This is a genomic window from Leisingera sp. ANG-Vp (genome assembly GCF_000813725.1).
In the GTDB taxonomy this organism is placed as follows: domain Bacteria; phylum Pseudomonadota; class Alphaproteobacteria; order Rhodobacterales; family Rhodobacteraceae; genus Leisingera.
This window is the reverse complement of record NZ_JWLD01000020.1, coordinates 102,122-123,057: the sequence shown is the minus strand read 5'-3', so window position 1 is coordinate 123,057 and position 20,936 is coordinate 102,122. Positions and strand designations below refer to the sequence as shown.

Sequence of the window (20,936 nt, the reverse complement as noted above, 5' to 3'; positions counted from 1 at the left end):
GGAGGCTTGTCCGCAGGGGGCTCAGCTTTCCGCTGCAATCCGCATGATCCCTACTTGCGCGGCACAGGAGCAGTGTTTAAACGGGCAGCACCAGTTTCCAGCCGCTGGCTGGAACCGGTGCCGCTGTAGCTCAGCTGGTAGAGCACGTCATTCGTAATGATGGGGTCGGGGGTTCGAGTCCCTTCAGCGGCACCATTCCCCGCACCTCCAGCCTCTGCCTGAACCCGCCTGCGCGGGGCAAACACTGAAGCCTGCATAAACCAGCTTGCCGCAGCGCAGTTGAGTTTGACGGCCAAAGCGCCTATCTCCTCTCCAGCACCTGCCGGCGCGGTGATCATCAAAAGGGAATTCCAGTGGCCAACCACCTGTACAAAAACGACCTGCCCGACGGGCTGGACCTCGGGCCCATTGTTGCCATCGATTGCGAAACCATGGGGCTGAACCCGCACCGCGACCGGCTTTGCGTGATTCAGATGTCAGGCGGCGACGGCAATGCCCATATTGTGCAGGTGGAAAAAGGCCAAACCGCAGCACCCAACCTGTGTCGGATGCTGGAAGACCCGAAGGTCCTGAAACTGTTCCACTTCGGCCGTTTCGACATCGCCGCCATGTACCACGCTTTCGGCGCCCTGACGGCCCCGGTCTATTGCACCAAAATCGCCAGCCGCCTGGTGCGCACATATACCGACCGCCATGGCCTCAAGAACCTGACCCAGGAACTGCTCGGCATCGACATCTCCAAGCAGCAGCAGATGAGCGACTGGGGCGCAGCAGAGCTGACCGACGCCCAGCTCGACTACGCAGCCTCGGACGTGTTGCATCTGCACAAGCTGCGCGACGCGCTGGACAAGCGCCTGGCCCGCGAAGGCCGCACGGAAATGGCCCAGGCCTGTTTCGACTTCCTCCCCATGCGCGCCAAGCTGGATCTGGCCGGCTGGCCCGAAATCGACATCTTTGCCCACTCATGACCGACGCAGAAAAATTCCTCGCCACCGCACGGCAGGTGATCACCGATGAAGCCCGGGCGCTGGACGTTCTGGCCGGAAGCCTGGATGAGCGCTTTGCCGAAGCCGTGCAGCTGATTTTGGAAGCCAAGGGCCGTATCATTGTCAGCGGCATCGGCAAATCCGGCCATATCGGCCACAAGATCGCCGCCACGCTTGCCTCTACCGGCACGCCGGCCTATTTCGTGCATCCGGCCGAAGCCAGCCACGGCGACCTCGGCATGCTCTCCAAGGGCGACGTGGTTCTGGCGATCTCCAACTCGGGCGAAGCGCCGGAACTGGCCAACCTGCTGGTCTTTACCCGCCGCTTCGGCATTCCGCTGATCGGGCTCTCCAGCAAGATGGAGAGCACCCTGATGAAACAGGCGGACGTGCATCTGCAGATCCCCTCGATGGGCGAGGCCTGCGGCTTTGGCATGGTGCCCTCGATCTCGACCACATTGACCCTGGCGATGGGTGATGCGCTGGCGATTGCGCTGATGAAGCACCGCGATTTCCGCCCCGAGAACTTCCGCGACTTCCACCCCGGCGGCAAGCTGGGAGCGCAGCTCAGCAAAGTGCGCGACCTGATGCATGCCGGCGATGCCCTGCCGCTGGTGGCAGCCGATACCGCAATGCCCGACGCGCTGATCGAAATCAGCCAGAAAGGCTTTGGCGTCGCCGGTGTTGCGGCGGAAGACGGCTCGCTGGCCGGCATCATCACCGACGGCGACCTGCGCCGCCACATGGACGGGCTTCTGGGCAAAACCGCCGCCGAAGTGATGACTGCGAGCCCTGCAACCATCGCCCCCGGTGCCATGGCGGAAGAAGCCGTTGCGGTGATGAACCAGCGAAAGATCACCTGCCTGTTTGTGGTCGATCCGGACAACGGGCGGAAGGCCGAGGGCCTGCTGCACATCCACGACTGCCTGCGCGCAGGCCTGGGCTGACTAGAAGGCCGGGAGCAGCATATGGACAGCTATTCCAGAGCCGTTGCCTACCTCAAGGTGCTGCTGCCGCTTGCGGCCCTGGTTCTGATGTCCACCCTGTTCCTGATCTCCCGCGGAGTGAATACCGATGCGGTGATCCCCTTTGCGCAAAAAGAGATCGAGGACCGGATGAAAGGCCAGCAGGTCACCGCGCCCTTTTTCTCCGGCACCACTGCACAGGGCGACGAGATCATGGTCACCGCCGCCTTGGCCCGCCCCGGCGGCGAAGGCACGCCGGCGGTCGCCAGCAACCTCTCTGCCGAGTTCAACCTGGCGCAGGGCGGCCGGATCACCCTGGCCTCAAAAACAGGCTCCATTCATCCAGGCCGGAACATGGCGCAGTTCACCGGCAGTGTGACAATCACTTCCGCCGACGGGCTTTTGGTCGAAACCGAAGAACTGAACACCGCGCTGAGCGGGCTGGAGGCGCAAAGCCCCGGACCGGTCCGTGCAACCGGCCCGATTGGCGAATTGACTGCAGGTAATATGCGCATCGGGGTTAAAACCGAAGGCGGGCCGGTCCATATGCTGTTCAAAGACGGGGTGAAGCTGCTATATGATCCCCAGAAACCGGAAAGATAACCTGTGTCCTATTTGCGCGCCCTGATTTTCTGCCTGCCGCTGGCAATGCTTCCTGGCCTTGCTGTTGCGCAGACGGCCTCCGTCGCTTTTGGCGCAGTGAAGGCCGACCCCAGCCAGCCCGTTGAAGTCACCGCCGACAATCTGGCGGTCAACCAGGCCGACGGCTCTGCCGAATTCACCGGCAATGTGCTGATCGTGCAGGGTATCATGCGGCTGTCGGCCGACAAGGTCCTGGTAGTCTACAAAACCGCAGATGACAGCGGCGCCAAAGCCGGCATCGAACGGCTGGAGGCCACCGGCAATGTTGTGCTGGTCAGCGGCCCGGATGCTGCCGAAGCGCAGCGCGCTGAATACACCATCGACAAGGGCACCATTGTGATGACCGGCAATGTGCTTTTGAACCAGCAAAGCGGCACCCTGGCGTCAAACCGGCTGGAGGTGAACCTCACTTCGGGCACCGCGCAGATGGCAGGACGGGTAAAAACCATTCTCAACCCGGACGGCGGCAGCAACTGATGGCGCGTCCGGATCTGAAGGTTACCGAAGGCTCCTCCGGGCTGCGCATCGAAAAGCTGCGCAAATCCTACCGCAAACGGGTGGTGATCCGGGACGTCTCCATGTCTCTTAACCGCGGCGAAGTGGTGGCGCTGCTGGGACCCAACGGCTCCGGCAAAACCACCAGCTTCTACGCCATTGCCGGACTGGTGTTTCCGGAAGCCGGCACCGTCACCATCGATGGTCAGAACGTCACCGGCCTGCCGATGTACCGCCGTGCGCGTCTCGGCATCGGCTATCTGCCGCAGGAAATGTCGATCTTCCGCGGACTGTCGGTTGAGGACAACATCTCTGCCGTTCTGGATATCTCGCAGAAGCACGAGCACAAGCGCCGCGAGCGGCTGGAAGAGCTGCTGTCGGACTTCTCGATCGAGCACCTGCGCCGCGCCCCGGCTCTGGCCTTGTCCGGCGGTGAACGCCGCCGGGTTGAAATCGCCCGCTGCCTGGCAGCCGATCCGAAGTATCTGCTGCTGGACGAGCCTTTCGCAGGCGTCGACCCGATCTCGGTCGGCGATATCCGCCACCTGGTCGCGGACCTGAAGAAGCGCGGCATCGGCGTTCTGATCACCGACCACAACGTGCGCGAAACGCTCGAGATCGTCGACCGCGCCTACATTTTGCACGACGGCCAGGTGCTGATGTCCGGCAGCCCCGAGGAAGTGGTGGAAAACGAAAACGTCCGCCGCGTCTACCTGGGCGATAATTTCCGGATTTCCTGACCCGCTCCGCGGCTGGCAGACAACCGGAAAAATATGCCTGAAACCCATGTTTCTTTTTTCCGGGATTCGCATTGACTCTCCCGGCCACTTGCCGTCGAATTGTTCCATGGCAAATGCGCACACCGATGCAACCCGCTTGATGGCCTTGGCAACAGGGCCCGCAGCGATGCAACCGGCCGCCTTGCCATCCCCCCGGATCCGGACCTGACGTGACACTGCCAAGGATTGCCTTGGCAGCGGGTTCGGCCGCAATAATTCGTGAAGGAGATCACATGCGTTACAAAATCAGCGGTAAACAGATCGACATCGGCGAAGCTCTGCAGACCCATGTGCAGAACGAGCTGGGTTCGGTTGTTCAGAAGTATGCTGAACGGCCAACCGACGCCGCCGTGGTCTTTTCCCGTTCGGCGCATGAATATGTGTGTGAAACCACCGTGCATCTGTCCACCGGGCTCACCGCCCAAGCCAAGGCGCATGCGACGGAAATCTACGCCGCCTTCGAAGGCTGCTGCGAGAAAATGGAAAAGCAGCTGCGCCGCTACAAGCGCCGGCTGAAGGATCACCACAAGGACCGCAGCGAACCGGTTGAACATCTCGGCGCCAATTCGTATATCCTCGCGTCTGAGGAAGCGGATACCGAGCCGGACTCGCTGCAGCCGATCATCGTCGCTGAAATGGAAACCCGGATACCGTCGCTGTCGGTCGGGGAAGCGGTGATGCAGATGGAGCTTGCAGGGGCCCCGGTTCTGGTCTTCCGCAATGAAGGCAAAGACGGGTTGAATGTGGTCTACCGCCGTGAAGACGGCAATATCGGCTGGATCGATCCGTAAACACATCTAAGGCATCGGCGCCCCGTCGGGGCGCCGGAACGGAGCAGAAGCAATGCAGATTTCCAGCATCCTCAAGCCAGAGGCCGTCCGGGTGATCGGTGCGGCCTCCAGCAAGAAGCGCTTGTTTCAGGAAATCGCAGATATTGCTCAGAGCGCTTATGGGCTGAATGCCCAGGCCACAGTCGAGGCCTTGCTGGACCGCGAGAGCCTCGGCCCCACCGGGGTAGGCCATGGTGTCGCCCTGCCGCATGCCCGGCTGGACAGCATCAGCGAGGTTTGCGGTATTTTCCTGATCCTCGAAAAGCCGCTGGATTTCGGCGCCGTTGACCGGCAGCCGGTGGACATTGCCTTTACGCTGTTTGCGCCCGAAGACGCCGGCGTGGAGCATCTGAAGGCCCTGGCCCTGGTATCCCGGACACTGCGCGAGCAAAGCTTCTGCACCAAGCTGCGCGCAAACCACGAGCCCGCAACGCTTTACACCATTCTCACAGAAGACCAGTCGGTCCAGGCCGCTTGAGCACCCAAGCCGGTCAGCCGGACGCAGCCAGGCTCTCAAGCCGCTGCCCCTTTGGCACGCTTCTTCCGGCCCCGAAGCACTCCCGCTCGTCATCGGCCGCCTGACGGCGGCTCTCTTCCCGTTGGGCCGGGCACGGGCCGGCGCCTGCGGCCCATGCCCGTGCGGTTGCGCCTCTCTGCCAGCGTCTCGAACTTAGAACCCGTGCCGCCACTGGCGCCCGGCCCAAGGCCGTTGCGGATGTTTGGCACAGCCAAACGTCCGGCGGGCGCGGGAGAACTGCGCCTGCACCAGGCCCCCGGCTAATCCGGATCAGTCTTGCCGCCAGGGCCCGAAACCGAACGCCAGGTAATCACGCTGGTAGACCGAGGCAATCTGCGCCTCCAGTTCCGCATCATAGACTGCATCCAGCGAAAACGGTGCTTCTGGCATCGCGGCGGGCACCGGTCCGGGCTCCATCCGCCCCAGTTTGCGCGCCAGCGAAGGCAGATCCTCCGCCATCTCCTCTTCGCGGATCAGCAAATCCGGCGGCCCTAGCTCGGCAAAGCCCGCCAGAGCCTGGCTCTGACTGGCCCATTCCGCATCCACCCGGATCGAGGTCTGACCCGCCAGATTGGCGCGCAGGAAATCCAGAAAGCCCGCAAAAGCCGCACGGTGCTGCGCCAGGCTGTAACCGGGATCCGGCCCCTGTTCCGGCAGCGCCAAACCAAACTGCCGCCGCAAGCTGTTCCGGATCGGGCGGTAGCAGCCTTCTCCGGTCTGCAGGATACGGCGGCAGAACACAGCATGCGCCCGGGCCGCCGGATGGCGCAGCACGGTAAAGCTGCGGAAGCCTTTGTTGCCGCGTTTCCACTGCCGCAGCTGTTTCTGGTTCATGCCCCGGATCAGCCCCTCGGGCGCCACATGATCCAAGCCCCCCATCCAGGCCGTCACCTCAGCCTCCGGCCCGCCCTTGAGCGGCAGATACAACAGCGGCGTCGCCACCCCCGCAACATAGCCCGGCACCGCAGGCCCCCGGCGCGGCTCGAAATTCGGCGTGCGGGTCAGGTTGAACCTGTCCATACCAGCCAGCGCTTCCTGCATCGCATCAGGGTTGGCTACCTTTGCCAGCACCGGCGCCGGGTTCTGCCGCTTGAGACTCTCATCCAGCGCCTCCAGCTGCTGCGCAATCCCCAGCCAGCGCGCCAGCCCGTTCATCACCGCGACGCTCTGCAAATCTTCGTAAGCCACGTAAAACGCCGTCTGCCCCAAAGATTGCAGCCGGTTCAGCAGTGTAACCTGGAAATCCTGCAACGCCTCGACGTGGGCCGCGAATTCAGCCGCGTCGAACTGTGCCCTGGCTTCCTTGCGGCGTTTCACATTGGTCAGCTTCCACTGGCCGGTTTCCTTGGCAATCTTCCAGGACACATAGCTGTCCAGCGGATTGCGGGTCAGCACGATTTTGGCGCAGCGCGGGTCTTCCAGCATCTGCTCCAGAACCCGCGGATCATGATCATGGAAATAGCGGAATCCCCCCAGCACCCCCGGCTGCGCCTTGATTTCGGCAATCAGCCGCGCCGGATCTGCCTCCCGCATGGCCTGGGTCACCCCAAGGACATCACTTGAATTCGGATAGCCGATAAAATGAGGATTGAAGGCTTCACCGTGGCAAGCAAGGCCATCAAAAGCGTTGAGATTGGTCTCCAGGAAATTGGAACCGGTCCGCATTTCCGCGAAGACGACAAAGTAATCAAAAGAAGAAGAAGTCATCAGGAGTTATCGCACCAAATAGGGTTTGCGCGGCGGCGTTTGCTTGCTGACAGAGCCCTGTTCAACCGGGAAGTCTCCCATCAGATACGGGTGCATGCCCTGGTTTTTCAGATTCTGCAGAAATTGCCCGAAACCTTCAAGGTCGGTCATCTTGGGGGCCTCGCTCAAATGCCGTGCAGCCAGAGGTCCGATTTCGTCAATGATCGTCTGCAGGGGTTCCATCGGCGCCTCGGCAAATTCCGCCATGCTCCAGATCCGCACACGCGCTTTAGTCCATTGCGAACGCAGTACCTTCAGTTGCTCTGCCTCAATCTGCTGAAGCCGGGCCGCCTCCTGCCTCAGTTCGGTGAAATTGCGGTTGGACTTGAACAGCGGCACCGCCCAGGCGCCGCTGATTACCGAGATTTGAGCATTGGAATCCCGTGCCACCAGCCAGTTCACGGCCTGATTGTCGCGCGGCCCGAACTGGAAGCATTGGCGCTCGCCGCGGGTGTTCCAGATCAGGCTGGTCAGAAAGCTTTCGGGATTGTAGTCGCGCATCTTGGCGCTGCCCTTGAGACAGCCGTTGACCAGGCTCTGCCCTTCGGAAAACTCAGCCCCCTCCGGTGCAAAAATATGACCGTGCACCCGCGCACCGGTGGTCCGGGCCAGCCAAGTTTCGAAATCCTCGAACAGCTCGGAAAAACCCTGAAAAACTGAATAGAGGCTCGAGGTGATGCCATTCTCCGAACCGTGCCCGGGAAAGCGGCTTTGCATATACAGGCCCGGCCGGCCCCGGGTGCGCCGCTCCACAGCCTTGGCAAAAATCCGGTCAATTTTGCCCGGGTTCGGCTCGGTCCGCTTCATCGCGCCCGCAGGGTCGGTCAGAAATGCCTGATACAGACGCTCTGCATGCGGCCAGATCTTGCGGGCGACAAAACAGTCCGACCGGCGCAACAGCTGCAGGTGGTCGTCATAGAAGATATGCGGCTTGCCCTGGAAATCGAACTTCGACAGTGTCAGCGACCGGCTTTCGATGTTGCCGGAATACTGGCGCGCCAGCGTCTGGAAGTAGCTTTCATCCGGGATCCAGACCTTGCGGAAGTAGGCGTCATAGGCCGGGCGTTCAGGATCTTCCAGGATCGCCGACAGGGTTTGCCGGGTCAGGCACCACCACTGGCTGCCCATATGCGGCACCAGCCCTTGCGGGATCCGGCGCTTGAAACGCAGTTTGCGCTGCAGCTCCACATAGCGGTCGAACAGGTAGCGGTGCCGCTTCCACGAGAACGGAAACCGCAGGGTAAAGCGCTCATGACTGAGGCCGCCAACGATCCAAGGCACATCCGCGGTGGTGGCGCTCTCGATGAAATCGGTGCGTGGCCGGGCCGCGAGATAGTCGGTCAGCTCTTCAATCGGCCTCAGCGGCAGGCAGGAACCGGAAGCCAGATAAACATGATGCACGCCCGGAAACTCCGCCAGCATCATCTCCGAGGCCGACTGCGAGGCAGCAACGATGCCCCAAGTGCCCCATTCACAGCGGTGGCGGGCGGAAAACCGGACCAGCGGATCATCCGCCAGCGTCTCGCGGAAACGGGTGAACACCCGGTGATCGACGTTGCGGTCCACATGCAGCACCACCGGGCAGCCGGCGGCGGTCCAATGCCGCACCACCTGCGCTGCACGTTCCAGCGCAGTGTGCACCAGCATGACCACCCCGACCGTGCTCATGCCCAGTTCCCCTTGGACATCAGCCCCAGAATCTCAAGCTGGCGCCAGTTGATGTACTTCTCGCTCCATTTGCACCACAGCTCCGGCTGTTCCGCCAGCTTGCCGGCATAGGCCTTGTACTCAGCGGACCTGGCGTAATGCTCACCGCGGACCAGTTCCTCCTGGGCTTTGGCATGAAACGTGTCCAGGAACTTAGTGTGCAACAGCGCACCGCTGGCCTTTTCACCGCCGTCTGCCGAATACACCTGGTTCAGCCCGCGCGGCAGCAGCGCATGGGTCGAGCTGGCATAGGCATAGCGGCGGTGCCATTTGACCAGCGGAATCTTGTTCAGCGCCGGCGCTTTCTTTGGCTGATCGGCGAAGAACACCCGCGCCCGCGGCCCGCCCTGAATCCACAGGTTGCCAAACTCCGGGTTACGGGTGATCGAGTAATTGCCGCTGTCGAACCAATGGGCAATCTCCAGCGGGTTCTGGCCGGGCTGATAGGGCACCTCACCGATCCTGCCCTTGGGATAGACATCCACCAGCATCGCCGAGAAGCTGCGGATGGCCGAGTTGTCGAGCCAGTCCGTCAGCGCGCGGATCGGCCGGGTGTCGCAAAACGGGTAGATAAAGAACTCATCCGGGTCGACCACCAGAACCCAATGATCATGCGCGTATTTGCGCTTGAGATAGTTCATCCAGTCGACGCCGAATCCCGCCCGCCTGTAGCTGGCAGTTGTGTGCCACAGCGAGACATCCTCCATCCCGCGCAGATAATCGGCGGTGCCATCGGCAGAACCGTTGTCGACGAACAGGAAGTGATTGATCCCCATGCCGCGGTAGTACTGCAGGAAGTACGGCAGCCGGATCTGTTCGTTGCGCATAGTGCAGACCAGCAGGATGTCCCCCGGCCGGATCGCCCGGGTGTTGTCCTGAACAGGAGAGAGCTCTGAGGATTTGCGCACCGCACGGATAAGCCGCCGCTTGCGCCGCAACCGCATCCGGTAAGAATCCCAAAGCCCCACGTTAACTCCAAACCATTATCCAGGGAGCGCACCCGCCTGCCCAAGCCGCATCAGGCCTGTGTCAAGTTTTGGCACAATATGTCACGGGCACATTGTATTAACAACGGATTTAGAAACAGTTACGCCGCACACAGGCCCGGCTGCAACACCTGCGCCCCGGCGGCCGGTGCTACTGCCAGCTGCCCCGGGTCATCAGCCCCAGCTGCTCCAGCTGCCGCCAGCCCTCATAGCGCACGGAATTTTCGCACCACAGGTCCGGACCGGCAATCAGGGCATCATAATAGGCATCATAGCGATCAGTATGAGTGAAATGCTGCCGGCGCTGCTTTTCCTCGGCCGATTTGCCGACGATCTCATCCAGGAACTTGCTGTGCAGCAGAACACCGGTGGGCCGGTTCAGCCGGGTATCAAATACAGCATTCAAATGCCGCGGCAATACCGTGTGGGAAGAGCTGACATAGGCGTATCGCCGGTTCCAGCGCACCAGCGGCACTTTGTGCAAATGCGGCGCGTAATCCGGGCTGTCCCGGAAGAACATCCGCTTGCGCGGCCCTCCCCGGATCGAGACTTGGCCGAATTTATCCAGATACTCCCAAGTATACCCGCCGGCATCAAACCAGTTCAGGGTCTCAAAGGGATCTGCACCTGGAGCCGAGGCCTGGGTGCCAAGCGCTCCCTTTGGATACATGTCCAGCATCATCGCGCCAAAGGAAGCTGCCCCCTGCTGATCCAGCCAGCGCGTCAGATCCCGCAGGCTGCGGCTATCGGCATGCGGATAGGTCAGGATTTCATCGGCATCCGCTGTCAGGCACCAGGCGCCATGGCCATAGCGGATCTGCAGCCAGGTCAGCCAGTCGACGCCGAAGCGTGAGCCGCGGTAACTGGCCCCGGTATGCCACAGCGATACATCCGGCTGTGCAGCAAGATAGGCGGCGGTGCCGTCGGTGCTGGCATTATCCACAAACAGAAAATGCGACACTCCTGCCCGGCGGTAGTGCTCCAGATAGAACGGCAGGCGGCCCATCTCATTGCGCACCGTGGCAAAGCACAGGATAGGGTCATTTGGGATCTGCGCCGTCCTGTTTGCCGCCTTGCGCAGCTGGCGCCGGGCGCGCAGGGAACGCCACAGCAGCCGCCGCCGCTTCCACCGCAGCTTATAGGCCCCGGTCAGGCCCAGCGGCGGCAGATCAGGGACAGCGGGACTGGCCATGCTCAGCCCTCGTAGTGGCCTGTCTTATGCCACTTCCAGGCGTCGGCGATCATCACCTCCAGCGTCGACCGCTGCGGCTCCCAGCCCAGGTCGGTCACCGCCCGGGTCGAGCCCGACACCAGCTTGGTGCAGTCCCCCGCCCGGCGCTCACCGGTGTTGCAAGGCACTTTCTGCCCGGTCACCGCTTCGGCCTTGTCCATCACCTCGCGCACCGAAAAGCCAGAGCCGGTGCCCAGGTTGAACACCTGGCTGCCCTTGCCCGCTTCCAGCCACTTCAAGCCCAGCACATGCGCATCCACCAGATCGCAGACATGCACGTAATCGCGGATGCAGGTGCCGTCCGGCGTGTCGTAGTCGGTGCCGAAGATGGTCAGCGCATCGCGCTTGCCCGCAATCGCATCCAGAACCAGCGGCACCAGGTGGGTTTCGGGGCGGTGGAACTCGCCCACCTCGGCCTCGGGGTCCGCTCCCGCCACGTTGAAATAGCGGAAGATCACCGAGCGCAGCCCGTGTGCGGCGCCAAAGTCCTTGAGGATATCCTCCACAGCCCGCTTGGACGCGCCATAGGCGTTCAGCGGCAGCTGCGGGGTGTTTTCGTCCAGCACCACATTGTCGTGCTCGCCATAGGTGGCGCAGGTCGAGGAGAACACGAAGTCCATGCAGCCGGCCGCCACTGCCGCCTCGATCAGGTTCAGCGAACCGCCGGTGTTGTTGGCCCAGTAGCGGCCCGGCTCGCTCATCGCTTCGCCAACCTGGCTGAGCGCCGCAAAATGCATCACGGCGGCGGGCTGGTACTTGGCAAAGACCTCGTCCAGCCGGGCGCGGTCATTCAGGTCGCCCTTCTCGAAGGGTCCGAATTTCACCGCATCCTGCCAGCCGGTCACCAGGTTGTCATAGGTTACAGGGGTATAGCCCGCCGCCTTCAGTGCCTTGCAGGCATGCGAGCCGATGTATCCGGCACCGCCGGTCACAAGAATATTGGTCACTGTCTCTGCCCCATGCTGGGCCGCCCCCGAGGGGAGGGCGGCCAGAGTGGTTACTGCGCGGCTTTGCCGACCTGCGCGATCTCGGTGATGTAGCTCATCAGGTCATCCCGCAGCTCGTCACGCGCCAGAGCAAAGGCGACGGTCGCCTGCAGGAAGCCCGCCTTGGAGCCGCAGTCGAACCGCTGGCCGCGGAACCGGTAGCCATAGACCGGCACATCTTGGGCAATGTCCTCGGCAATTGCATCGGTCAGCTGGATCTCGCCGCCGGCGCCCGATTTCATTTTGTTCAGGTTTTTCAGAACCGAGGGCGACAAGATATAACGACCGATCACCGCCAGGTTCGAGGGTGCATCCTCAGCCTTCGGCTTTTCGACCATGCCGTTGGCGGAAACCACCTGGCCCATGTCGTCCTTCACGTCCAGCACACCGTAGGAAGAGGTCTTCTCCGGGGGCACTTCCATCGCTGCAACCATATTGCCGCCGGTTTCCTCATAGGCCTCGACCATCTGCTGCAGGCAGGGCTTTTCCGCGGCAATCACATCATCCGGCAGGATAACCGCAAAGGGCTCGTTGGCGATCAGGCGGCGGGCACACCAGACTGCATGACCCAGGCCCAGCGCCCTGTGCTGCCGCAAATAGGCAATGGCGCCGGATTCCATATTGGTGCTTTGCAGCACTTCCAGCAGCTCGTCCTTGCCTTTCTTGCGCAGCTCCTGCTCCAGCACCGGGGAATGATCAAAATAATCCTCCAGCGCCCCTTTGCCGCGCGAGGTCACAAAGATGAACTCCTTGATGCCGGCTGCGCGCGCCTCATCGATGGCGTATTGCACCAGCGGCCGGTCGACCAGGGTCATGATTTCTTTCGGAACGGATTTTGTTGCGGGCAGGAATCTGGTCCCCAGACCTGCTACTGGAAAAATCGCCTTAGTTACTTTTTTGCGCATGTCGTTCTCTCAATACTCAAATTCCCGGATGGGCGGCTGTCTCTGCGCGAGCTGCGCGGAAGCTGGCCCCGTATCATGCCGGGCTATCTCCAACAAATTGTAAAGCAGCTGCCCGCTGCCTGTGGCTGCTTTGCAGCCGCCGTCTTTTTGTTCCTGCCCTCATTACCATACTTCAGTTACTCGTGACCCATTTTCTTCATCATCGTTTCCAAGCGCGGCACATCCTCGGGATTGTTCAGCTCCCAGAATTCGCGCCCGCGCGCTTCCACTTCAACACACAGCACCTTGCGGCCGTTTTCCAGGAACCGCAGCTGCTCCAGCCCTTCGAGATTCTCCAGCGGCCCGGTCTCCCAGTCAGGATAGGCCGCCAAGGCGTCCGGACGGTAGGCATAGACGCCGACATGATGAAAGACCGGCGTGTTTTCGCCATCCGCATAGGTGCTGCCGCAATAGGGCACCACTTGCTTGGAGAAATAGAGCGCACTGCGGTCTTCGGCAAATACCGCCGTCGTGCCGCCCACCCGGCCCGCCTTACGGTCGGCCAGGAGGCTGTTCAGGGTTTCGCCGTTGCAGCGCAAAACCGGCGTCGCCAGGCCCATTCCGGGCGCTGCCCGCAGACCCGCTACCAGATCCTCGACAAACCAATGCGGTGTCAGCGGCGCATCGCCCTGCAGGTTCACCACGATCTCATAGCCGCCGCCCAGCGCCGCATGCGCCTCGGCACAGCGTTCGGTGCCGTTGGCACAGTCTTCCGAGGTCATCACAACTTCGGCGCCAAATGCCTCGGCCGCGTCTTTGATGCGATCGTCATCCGTCGCCACAACCACACGGTCCGCGCCCTGAACTGAGCAGGCCGCCCGCCAGGAGCGTTCCACCAGCGTGCGTTTCTCGCCAGTGGCGCCGGTCAGCGGCACCAGCGGCTTGCCAGGGTAGCGTGTCGAGGCATAGCGGGCGGGGATGACGATCAGGACAGACATCAGGCTTTCTTCAGTTCCACGGCCGGTGCATAGGCGATGAAGAACGGGTTCGCATAGCCCTCTTTGCCATAAATCAGCGGGGAATGATCGTCAAAACGCACCACATTGCCGCCAGCTCCCGCGAGCACCGCGTGACCGGCTGCGGTGTCCCATTCCATGGTGCGTCCAACCCGCGGATAAAGATCCGCCTCGCCGGTGGCCACCAGGCAGAACTTCAGTGAAGAACCTGCACTCTTGCTGTCCTTCACGCTGTACTTGCCGATGTAGTCGTCAGTTGCCTGGTCGCGGTGGGATTTCGAAGCCACCACCATCAGCGCGGAATTGTCACTGTCGGCCACCCGGATCGGGCGGGTTTCGCCGATGGTTTCAGGATCGAATGCACCGGTTTCCTCAACCGCGCTGCCGTCAGCCAGGGTAAAGAACATCCGCTGCTTGGCCGGAGCATAAACCACGCCGCGGGTGGGAACGCCCTTTTCGACCAGCGCAATATTCACGGTGAAATCGCCGCGGCGGTGGATGAACTCCTTGGTGCCGTCCAGCGGGTCGACAATCAGGAAGGTGTCACCGCGCTCTTTATGCGAGGCTGCCTGCTCTTCGGTGACCAGCATCATGTCCGGGAACGCTGCCCGCAGACCGGCCGAAATCAACGCGTCGGCCGCTTCATCGGCTGCCGTCACCGGGCTTTCATCGGATTTGACCTTCACGTCGAAATCGTCGGAATTGTAAATCTCCATGATCTTTGCACCGGCCTCAATGGCCAGCCGGCGGATCACGGGCACCAGGTCTTCGTAAGTCACTCAGGTCTCCCTAACACGGGTTTAATTGAAAATTTGCCTCTCACCCCTTATGATGCGGCGGTATCAGAACGGCAAGCAGCCGCATCAACTTCGGGCAGTGAATACAGGTCTAATGTTTCAGCAGCGCAAACAGCAATCCTGGTTTTCCGGATTTGTCTCCCTGATCGAGGTGGTGTTCCACTCGGTTGTGCGCAGCGTCCGCTCCAAGCACAACAATGCTTTCATCGCCCTCGGGCTGAATATCCTGCAGGCCGTGATGTTCGTCGCCGCCTTCTACATCATGTTCGCCTTGCTGGGCTTGCGCGGCTCAGCCATCCGCGGCGACTTTCTGCTTTATGTCATGTCCGGCGTGTTCCTGTTCATGGTGCACACCAAAACCGTAAGCGCGGTTGCCGGCGCCGAAGGCCCCAGCAGCCCGATGATGCAGCACGCGCCGATGAATACGGTGGTCGCCATCCTCTCAGCCGCCATCGGGGCGCTGTACATTCAGGTGCTGTCGCTGTTCATCATCCTGTTCGTCTATCACGTCGCCTTCACGCCGGTGCATATCGAAGAGCCGATTCCGGCCTTTGGCATGGTTTTGCTGTCCTGGATCACCGGAGCGGCCGTCGGGCTGGTGTTCCTGGTGCTGAAACCCTGGGCGCCCGGCCTGGTCAGCATCCTGACGATGATCTACCAGCGCGCCAATATGATCGCGTCAGGCAAGATGTTCCTTGCCAATACGCTGCCCAGCTTCATGCTGGCGATGTTTGACTGGAACCCGCTGTTTCACTGCATCGACCAGGCCCGCGGCTATGTCTTCATCAATTACAACCCGCATTTCAGCTCCTGGCAGTATGCCGCCTGGGTGGCGCTGGTGCTTCTCGTGATCGGGCTGATGGGCGAATTCTACACCCGCCGCCACGTCTCTATCAGCTGGAGCGCGCGGCGCTGACCGCAGGCGCTGGTCCAAGACTTTTCAGCAAAAGTCTTGGCAAAAGTTTTCCTTAAAACTTTTGCACCCCATCGGCATCAGGTGACCACACGCAGGGTCAGGTTGATCCGCCCGCCCTTGGGCAGCAGCCGCGAGGATTTGAACCGGATCCGGTCCACCCCGTGATAGGTGAGCCGCGCGCCTCCTCCCATCACCACCACATCGCCCGAATTCAGCCACAGCGATTCGGTCTTGCCGCCGCGGGTTTGGCTGCCGATTCGGAACAGCCCGTCGTCCCCTAGCGAAATGGAAACCACAGGAAAGGAGAAATCCGCTTCATCCTTGTCCTGGTGCAGCCCCATCCGGGCGCCCTCACCGTAGTAGTTGAGCAGGCAGCATTCCGGCAGCCGCTCCAGCCCGGTCAGCGCCCGCCAGATACTCAGCACCTCGTCGGGAATCGCCGGCCAGCCCCGCCCGGACGGATGCTGCTCTGCATAGCGGTAGCCGGAAGTATCCGAATACCAGCCGAACTGCCCTGCCGAGGTCATCCGCACCGACATCCGGCCTCCGCCTGGCACCTTTGGTGAAAACAAGGGCGCCGCCTTCAGCACCCCTCTCAGCGCCTCGATCAGCGCCGCCTGACGGGCAGGCTCCAGATACCCCTTGTGGACATCGAATCCGCGCACTCGCAGCAGGGACATTGCCGTTCATCCATCCTTAACCATGACCCTTGCAAAAAAGCGCATCGATTCACGCATCACAGCCGATCTGGGCGCTTGCAGGGGCGTTTTCTGCTCCCTATATACGCCGGGACGCGGCAAGGTGCAGACCAAACCGCAACTTCAATCGGGGCCAGGATGCCGCAACGGGTTCAGGCCTCGGGTAATCGCCTTGAGTAGTAAAAGGGATCGAATATGAGCAAAGTTATCGGCATCGACCTGGGTACCACCAATTCCTGCGTGGCCATCATGGATGGCTCCCAGCCCCGCGTGATTGAAAACGCCGAGGGCGCACGCACCACCCCGTCGATTGTTGCCTTCACCGACGACGAGCGCCTCGTCGGCCAGCCGGCCAAGCGCCAGGCTGTCACCAACCCCGACAACACCGTCTTTGGTGTGAAGCGACTGATCGGCCGCCGCAACGACGACCCGGCCGTCGCCAAAGACAAGAAAATGGTGCCCTTCGCCATCGTCAACGGCGGCAACGGCGACGCCTGGGTGGAAGCCAAGGGTGAGAAATACTCCCCGTCGCAGATCTCCGCCTTCACCCTGGGCAAGATGAAAGAGACCGCGGAATCCTACCTGGGCGAGGAAGTCACCCAGGCTGTGATCACCGTGCCGGCCTATTTCAACGACGCACAGCGCCAGGCCACCAAAGACGCCGGCAAGATCGCAGGCCTCGAAGTTCTGCGCATCATCAACGAGCCGACCGCGGCTGCGCTGGCCTATGGCCTCGACAAGGAAGACACCCAGACCATCGCGGTTTATGACCTCGGCGGCGGCACCTTCGACGTCACCATCCTGGAAATCGACGACGGCCTGTTCGAAGTGAAGTCGACCAACGGCGACACCTTCCTGGGCGGCGAAGACTTCGACATGCGCATCGTCAACTACCTGGCGGACGAGTTCAAAAAGGAAAACGGCGTCGATCTGTCCAAAGACAAGATGGCCCTGCAGCGCCTGAAAGAGGCCGCTGAAAAAGCCAAGATCGAACTCTCCTCCACCTCGCAGACCGAGATCAACCAGCCGTTCATCTCGATGGACCCCTCCTCGGGCCAGCCGCTGCACATGGTGATGAAGCTGACCCGCGCCAAGCTGGAAAGCCTGGTGGCTGACCTGATCAAACGCTCCATGGATCCGTGCAAGGCGGCTCTGAAGGACGCAGGCCTGTCCGCCTCCGACGTGGACGAAGTGGTTCTGGTCGGCGGCATGACCCGCATGCCGAAAGTCATCGAAGAAGTGACCAAATTCTTCGGCAAAGAGCCCCACAAAGGCGTGAACCCGGATGAAGTGGTTGCCATGGGCGCTGCCATCCAGGCCGGCGTTCTGCAGGGCGACGTCAAAGACGTGGTGCTGCTCGACGTGACCCCGCTGTCGCTGGGTATCGAAACCCTGGGCGGTGTCTTCACCCGTCTGATCGACCGCAACACCACCATCCCGACTAAGAAGTCGCAGGTGTTCTCGACCGCGGAAGACAACCAGAACGCCGTGACCATCCGCGTGTTCCAGGGCGAGCGTGAAATGGCAGCCGACAACAAGATGCTCGGCCAGTTCAACCTCGAGGAAATCCCGCCGGCGCCGCGCGGCATGCCGCAGATCGAAGTGACCTTTGACATCGACGCCAACGGCATCGTGTCGGTCGGCGCCAAGGACAAGGCGACCGGCAAGGAACAGCAGATCACCATCCAGGCCTCCGGCGGCCTGTCCGACGACGACATCGAAAAGATGGTCAAGGACGCCGAAGAGAACGCCGAGGCGGACAAGGAACGCCGCGAGCTGATCGAAGCCAAGAACCAGGCCGAATCGCTGATCCACTCCACCGAGAAGTCGGTCGAGGAGCACGGCGACAAGGTCGACCCGTCCACCATCGAAGTGATCGAACTGGCGGTTGCTGCGCTGAAAGACGATCTGGAAAACGAGAAATCGACCGCCGAGAAGATCAAATCCGGCATCCAGAACGTCACTGAAGCCGCGATGAAACTGGGCGAGGCGATCTACAAGGCGCAGGCCGAAGCGGACGGCGAAGAAGAGCCGGCTGCAGCGGACGAAGCCGCCGGCCCCGCCGACGATGACATCGTTGACGCGGAATTCGAAGACCTGGACAACGATAAGCGCTAAGCCTGACATCAGGCCATAGCGGGCCGGTCCGGATCCCGGACCGGCCCATTTTCGTTGCGGCAGATGGGGTAACCGATGTCAAAACGCGATTATTACGATGTTCTCGGGGTGGCCAAAGGCGCCTCCGCCGATGAAATCAAAAAGGGCTTTCGCAAGAAGGCCAAGGAACTGCACCCTGACCGGAATTCCGACAATCCGGACGCCGAGGCGCAGTTCAAGGAAGCCAACGAGGCTTATGACGTCCTGAAAGACGCCGAGAAAAAAGCGGCTTATGACCGCTTTGGCCATGCTGCCTTTGAAAACGGCATGGGCGGCGGCGGCCCGCGCGGCGGCGGCCAGGGTTTTGGCGGCGGCGACTTCTCCTCCGCTTTCTCCGATGTTTTCGACGACCTGTTCGGCGACTTCATGGGCGGCCAGCGCGGCGGCGGCGGACGGCAGCGGGCATCCCGCGGCGCCGATCTGCGCTACAACCTGCGCGTCTCGCTCGAGGAAGCTTTTGGCGGGCTGCACAAGACCATCAAGGTCCCGACTTCGGTCTCCTGTACCGCCTGCGAAGGCACAGGCGCTGAAGGCGGTGTGGAACCAACCACCTGCCCCACCTGCTCCGGCATGGGCAAGGTCCGCGCGCAACAGGGCTTCTTCACGGTTGAACGCACCTGCCCCACCTGTTCGGGCCTGGGCCAGATCATCAAAAACCCCTGCAAATCCTGCCACGGCCACGGCCGCGTGGAAAAGGACCGCTCGCTGTCGGTGAACATCCCGGCAGGCGTGGAAACCGGCACCCGTATCCGACTGGCAGGCGAAGGCGAAGCCGGCCTGCGCGGCGGCCCTCCGGGCGATCTCTACATCTTTGTCGAGGTCAGCCAGCACGCGCTGTTCGAACGCGACGGCAACAACCTTTATTGCCGGGTGCCGGTCAGCATGGCCAAAGCGGGCCTTGGCGGCTCCATCGAGGTGCCGACCATCGACGGCGGCCGCGGCCGGGTACAGATCCCCGAGGGCAGCCAGTCCGGCCGCCAGATGCGCCTGCGCGGCAAAGGCATGCCTGCACTGCGCGGCGGCGCCACCGGCGACATGTTCATCGAGCTGGCGGTGGAAACCCCGGTCAACCTCACCGCACGCCAGAAAGAGCTTCTGCGCGAGTTCGAGGAGATTTCCGAGGAGAACACCAATCCCGAATCCCGCAGCTTCTTTTCTTCGGTGAAAAGCTTCTGGGATGGCATGAAGGGGTGAGATTAGGAGGGCAGTTAATGCCCTCCTAAGAAGCATTTACGAACTTAAAGAGCTTACTTTTTCGTACGATTGTAGGGGCTCTGATTGGTCGGCTTCAAGCTTGTGCCGGTCTCAGATGCTTTTGAATAAACTGCGCTGGGAGTACGTCCGAGTTTGAGACCTATTACCCTTGTCGGAGAGTTCTCTTTGGCCAGCTTTTTCAACTGACCAACATCAGTTTTAGACCAAGCCTTGCCGGTGTTTCTAGTCGATTTTGCCATTAGGCAATCCTTTCATACAGGTTCAGGAAAGCCGTTAGGGGTTGACCAAAGCAGGACAGCAACGATAAACGTAAACTGTTATATATAACACTTAGGCGCCCCAAACGGCGTCGCAGTACAGGCGCAGCCGGACCGCGAATCCGTGCTGCGCCTTCTTTTTACCAAGTCGTGGAATATGAGTCCATCCGCACACACTATATAGAGTGTGTTTTTCTTTTGTTCTCCAACATATGGTGCAAATATCACGCCTTATCACGGCGATGCACAAAGGATACACAGCCGGTGCACGCGTATCACCCCACTAACGACCTCTGCAGCGCGCGCATTAACACTTCCTCAACCATGATGACACCACCATGGCACAGGATCCCTCATTCCAGGATGTCTCATTGCCGCTGTTCCCCGGCAGCGACGAAGCCCCGGCGCAGCCTCTGCTCCCCGGCCGCCTGCCCTCCTACATCAAGGACCACCGCGCCCGCCTGCGCGACCGCTTCATGACTGGCGGCGCTGCGGCGGTACCGGATTACGAACTGCTGGAACTGGTGCTGTTCCGATCCATTCCGCGCCGCGATGTAAAACCTGTGGCTCGGCAGCTCCTAGATACATTTGGCGATTTCAACCGCGTCGTTACAGCGCCCCCTGAGCGGCTCGCAGCCATCAAAGGCATAGGGGGCGCAGTGATCACCGACCTCAAAATACTTGAGGCCGCCGCCCACCGCATGGCCCGCGCCCGCGTGATGCAGCAGCAGGTGATTTCCAGCTGGGACGCTTTGCTGGACTATTGCCATACCACCATGGCCCATCGTGAGACCGAACAGTTCCGCATCCTGTTCCTGGACCGCAAAAACGTGCTGGTCGCCGACGAAGAACAGGCCCAGGGCACCGTTGACCACGTCCCTGTCTACCCCCGCGAAGTCGCCAAACGCGCCCTTGAACTGAACGCCAGTGCATTGATTCTCGTGCATAATCACCCGTCTGGAGATCCAACACCCTCAGACAGCGACGTCGCCATGACCGACCAGGTCCAGGCGGCTCTGGCAGCGCTGGGAATCACCCTGCACGATCACTTGATCATCGGAAAGTCCACCGAACTCAGCTTCCGCGCCCAGGGGTATCTTTAGCGCTGCAGCACCGCGCGCCAGCG

The 20,936-nt window shown here is 61.4% G+C and carries 20 protein-coding genes and 1 tRNA gene; 12 read left to right on the top strand and 9 right to left on the bottom strand.

The features are described from left to right. The first annotated feature begins 119 nt into the window (after positions 1–119). From RA20_RS08280 to RA20_RS08245, 8 genes are all read left to right on the top strand, one after another. Positions 120–195, top strand: a tRNA-Thr gene (locus tag RA20_RS08280). A gap of 158 nt (positions 196–353) precedes the next feature. Beyond that, positions 354–968: a ribonuclease D gene (locus RA20_RS08275; protein ID WP_039126677.1), complete on the top strand. Its 615-nt coding sequence runs from the start codon at positions 354–356 to the stop codon at positions 966–968. Next, a complete protein-coding gene (locus RA20_RS08270) occupies positions 965–1,933 on the top strand; it encodes a KpsF/GutQ family sugar-phosphate isomerase (RefSeq protein WP_039126674.1) in 969 nt (322 codons plus the stop codon). Before RA20_RS08275 ends, RA20_RS08270 begins: the two co-directional genes overlap by 4 nt. Positions 1,934–1,954: 21 nt before the next feature. Beyond that, positions 1,955–2,554, top strand: coding sequence for an LPS export ABC transporter periplasmic protein LptC (lptC, locus tag RA20_RS08265; RefSeq protein ID WP_039126671.1), 600 nt, complete (start codon positions 1,955–1,957; stop codon positions 2,552–2,554). A gap of 3 nt (positions 2,555–2,557) precedes the next feature. After that, entirely contained in the window at positions 2,558–3,070 is a 513-nt protein-coding gene (gene lptA / locus RA20_RS08260; RefSeq protein ID WP_039126668.1) for a lipopolysaccharide transport periplasmic protein LptA, read from the top strand. After that, the gene (gene lptB, locus RA20_RS08255; RefSeq protein WP_039126665.1) at positions 3,070–3,828 is read left to right on the top strand and encodes an LPS export ABC transporter ATP-binding protein; all 759 of its coding nucleotides are present in this window, start codon (positions 3,070–3,072) and stop codon (positions 3,826–3,828) included. Before lptA ends, lptB begins: the two co-directional genes overlap by 1 nt. Positions 3,829–4,100: 272 nt before the next feature. Continuing rightward, a complete protein-coding gene (hpf, locus tag RA20_RS08250; protein ID WP_039126662.1) occupies positions 4,101–4,658 on the top strand; it encodes a ribosome hibernation-promoting factor, HPF/YfiA family in 558 nt (185 codons plus the stop codon). A 52-nt stretch (positions 4,659–4,710) separates the two neighbouring features. Further along, positions 4,711–5,175, top strand: coding sequence for a PTS sugar transporter subunit IIA (locus RA20_RS08245; RefSeq protein WP_039126659.1), 465 nt, complete (start codon positions 4,711–4,713; stop codon positions 5,173–5,175). A 309-nt stretch (positions 5,176–5,484) separates the two neighbouring features. Here the strand turns inward: RA20_RS08245 and RA20_RS08240 are convergent, their stop codons facing one another. The 8 genes from RA20_RS08240 to cysQ all read right to left on the bottom strand — a co-directional run bounded on the left by RA20_RS08240 (position 5,485) and on the right by cysQ (position 14,549). Further along, complete coding sequence (locus RA20_RS08240; protein WP_039126657.1) at positions 5,485–6,921, bottom strand: sulfotransferase family 2 domain-containing protein; 1,437 nt, start codon at positions 6,919–6,921, stop codon at positions 5,485–5,487. A gap of 6 nt (positions 6,922–6,927) precedes the next feature. Further along, positions 6,928–8,628: a DUF5927 domain-containing protein gene (locus RA20_RS08235; protein WP_039126654.1), complete on the bottom strand. Its 1,701-nt coding sequence runs from the start codon at positions 8,626–8,628 to the stop codon at positions 6,928–6,930. Beyond that, the gene (locus tag RA20_RS08230) at positions 8,625–9,611 is read right to left on the bottom strand and encodes a glycosyltransferase family 2 protein (RefSeq protein WP_039126651.1); all 987 of its coding nucleotides are present in this window, start codon (positions 9,609–9,611) and stop codon (positions 8,625–8,627) included. The genes RA20_RS08235 and RA20_RS08230 overlap by 4 nt, the downstream gene beginning before the upstream one ends. Before the next feature lie 193 nt (positions 9,612–9,804). Continuing rightward, positions 9,805–10,845, bottom strand: a complete 1,041-nt coding sequence (locus RA20_RS08225) for a glycosyltransferase family 2 protein (RefSeq protein ID WP_039126648.1) — start codon at positions 10,843–10,845, stop codon at positions 9,805–9,807. A 2-nt stretch (positions 10,846–10,847) separates the two neighbouring features. Beyond that, on the bottom strand, positions 10,848–11,831 hold the full coding sequence (gene galE / locus RA20_RS08220; protein WP_039126644.1) for a UDP-glucose 4-epimerase GalE: 984 nt from the start codon (positions 11,829–11,831) through the stop codon (positions 10,848–10,850). Between the two features lie 50 nt (positions 11,832–11,881). Then, a complete protein-coding gene (gene galU, locus RA20_RS08215) occupies positions 11,882–12,775 on the bottom strand; it encodes a UTP--glucose-1-phosphate uridylyltransferase GalU (RefSeq protein WP_039126641.1) in 894 nt (297 codons plus the stop codon). Positions 12,776–12,951: 176 nt separating this feature from the next. Next, entirely contained in the window at positions 12,952–13,752 is an 801-nt protein-coding gene (locus RA20_RS08210; protein WP_039126638.1) for a 3-deoxy-manno-octulosonate cytidylyltransferase, read from the bottom strand. Then, positions 13,752–14,549 (bottom strand): 3'(2'),5'-bisphosphate nucleotidase CysQ, encoded by a 798-nt coding sequence (gene cysQ, locus RA20_RS08205; RefSeq protein WP_039126636.1) that lies wholly within the window; start codon positions 14,547–14,549, stop codon positions 13,752–13,754. The genes RA20_RS08210 and cysQ overlap by 1 nt, the downstream gene beginning before the upstream one ends. A 112-nt stretch (positions 14,550–14,661) precedes the next feature. On the opposite strand from cysQ, the gene RA20_RS08200 reads away from it, so the two are divergent. After that, positions 14,662–15,483, top strand: coding sequence for an ABC transporter permease (locus RA20_RS08200; RefSeq protein ID WP_039126836.1), 822 nt, complete (start codon positions 14,662–14,664; stop codon positions 15,481–15,483). A gap of 77 nt (positions 15,484–15,560) precedes the next feature. On the opposite strand, the gene RA20_RS08195 is transcribed toward RA20_RS08200, so the two are convergent. Beyond that, the gene (locus tag RA20_RS08195) at positions 15,561–16,163 is read right to left on the bottom strand and encodes an alpha-ketoglutarate-dependent dioxygenase AlkB family protein (protein WP_039126633.1); all 603 of its coding nucleotides are present in this window, start codon (positions 16,161–16,163) and stop codon (positions 15,561–15,563) included. 213 nt (positions 16,164–16,376) lie between these two features. Between RA20_RS08195 and dnaK the strand changes: the two genes are divergently transcribed. From dnaK to radC, 3 genes are all read left to right on the top strand, one after another. Further along, complete coding sequence (dnaK, locus tag RA20_RS08190; RefSeq protein ID WP_039126630.1) at positions 16,377–18,299, top strand: molecular chaperone DnaK; 1,923 nt, start codon at positions 16,377–16,379, stop codon at positions 18,297–18,299. 75 nt (positions 18,300–18,374) lie between these two features. Then, positions 18,375–19,532, top strand: a complete 1,158-nt coding sequence (gene dnaJ, locus RA20_RS08185; RefSeq protein ID WP_039126627.1) for a molecular chaperone DnaJ — start codon at positions 18,375–18,377, stop codon at positions 19,530–19,532. A 616-nt stretch (positions 19,533–20,148) separates the two neighbouring features. Further along, positions 20,149–20,913, top strand: a complete 765-nt coding sequence (gene radC, locus RA20_RS08180) for a RadC family protein (protein WP_039126623.1) — start codon at positions 20,149–20,151, stop codon at positions 20,911–20,913. Positions 20,914–20,936: the final 23 nt, after the last annotated feature.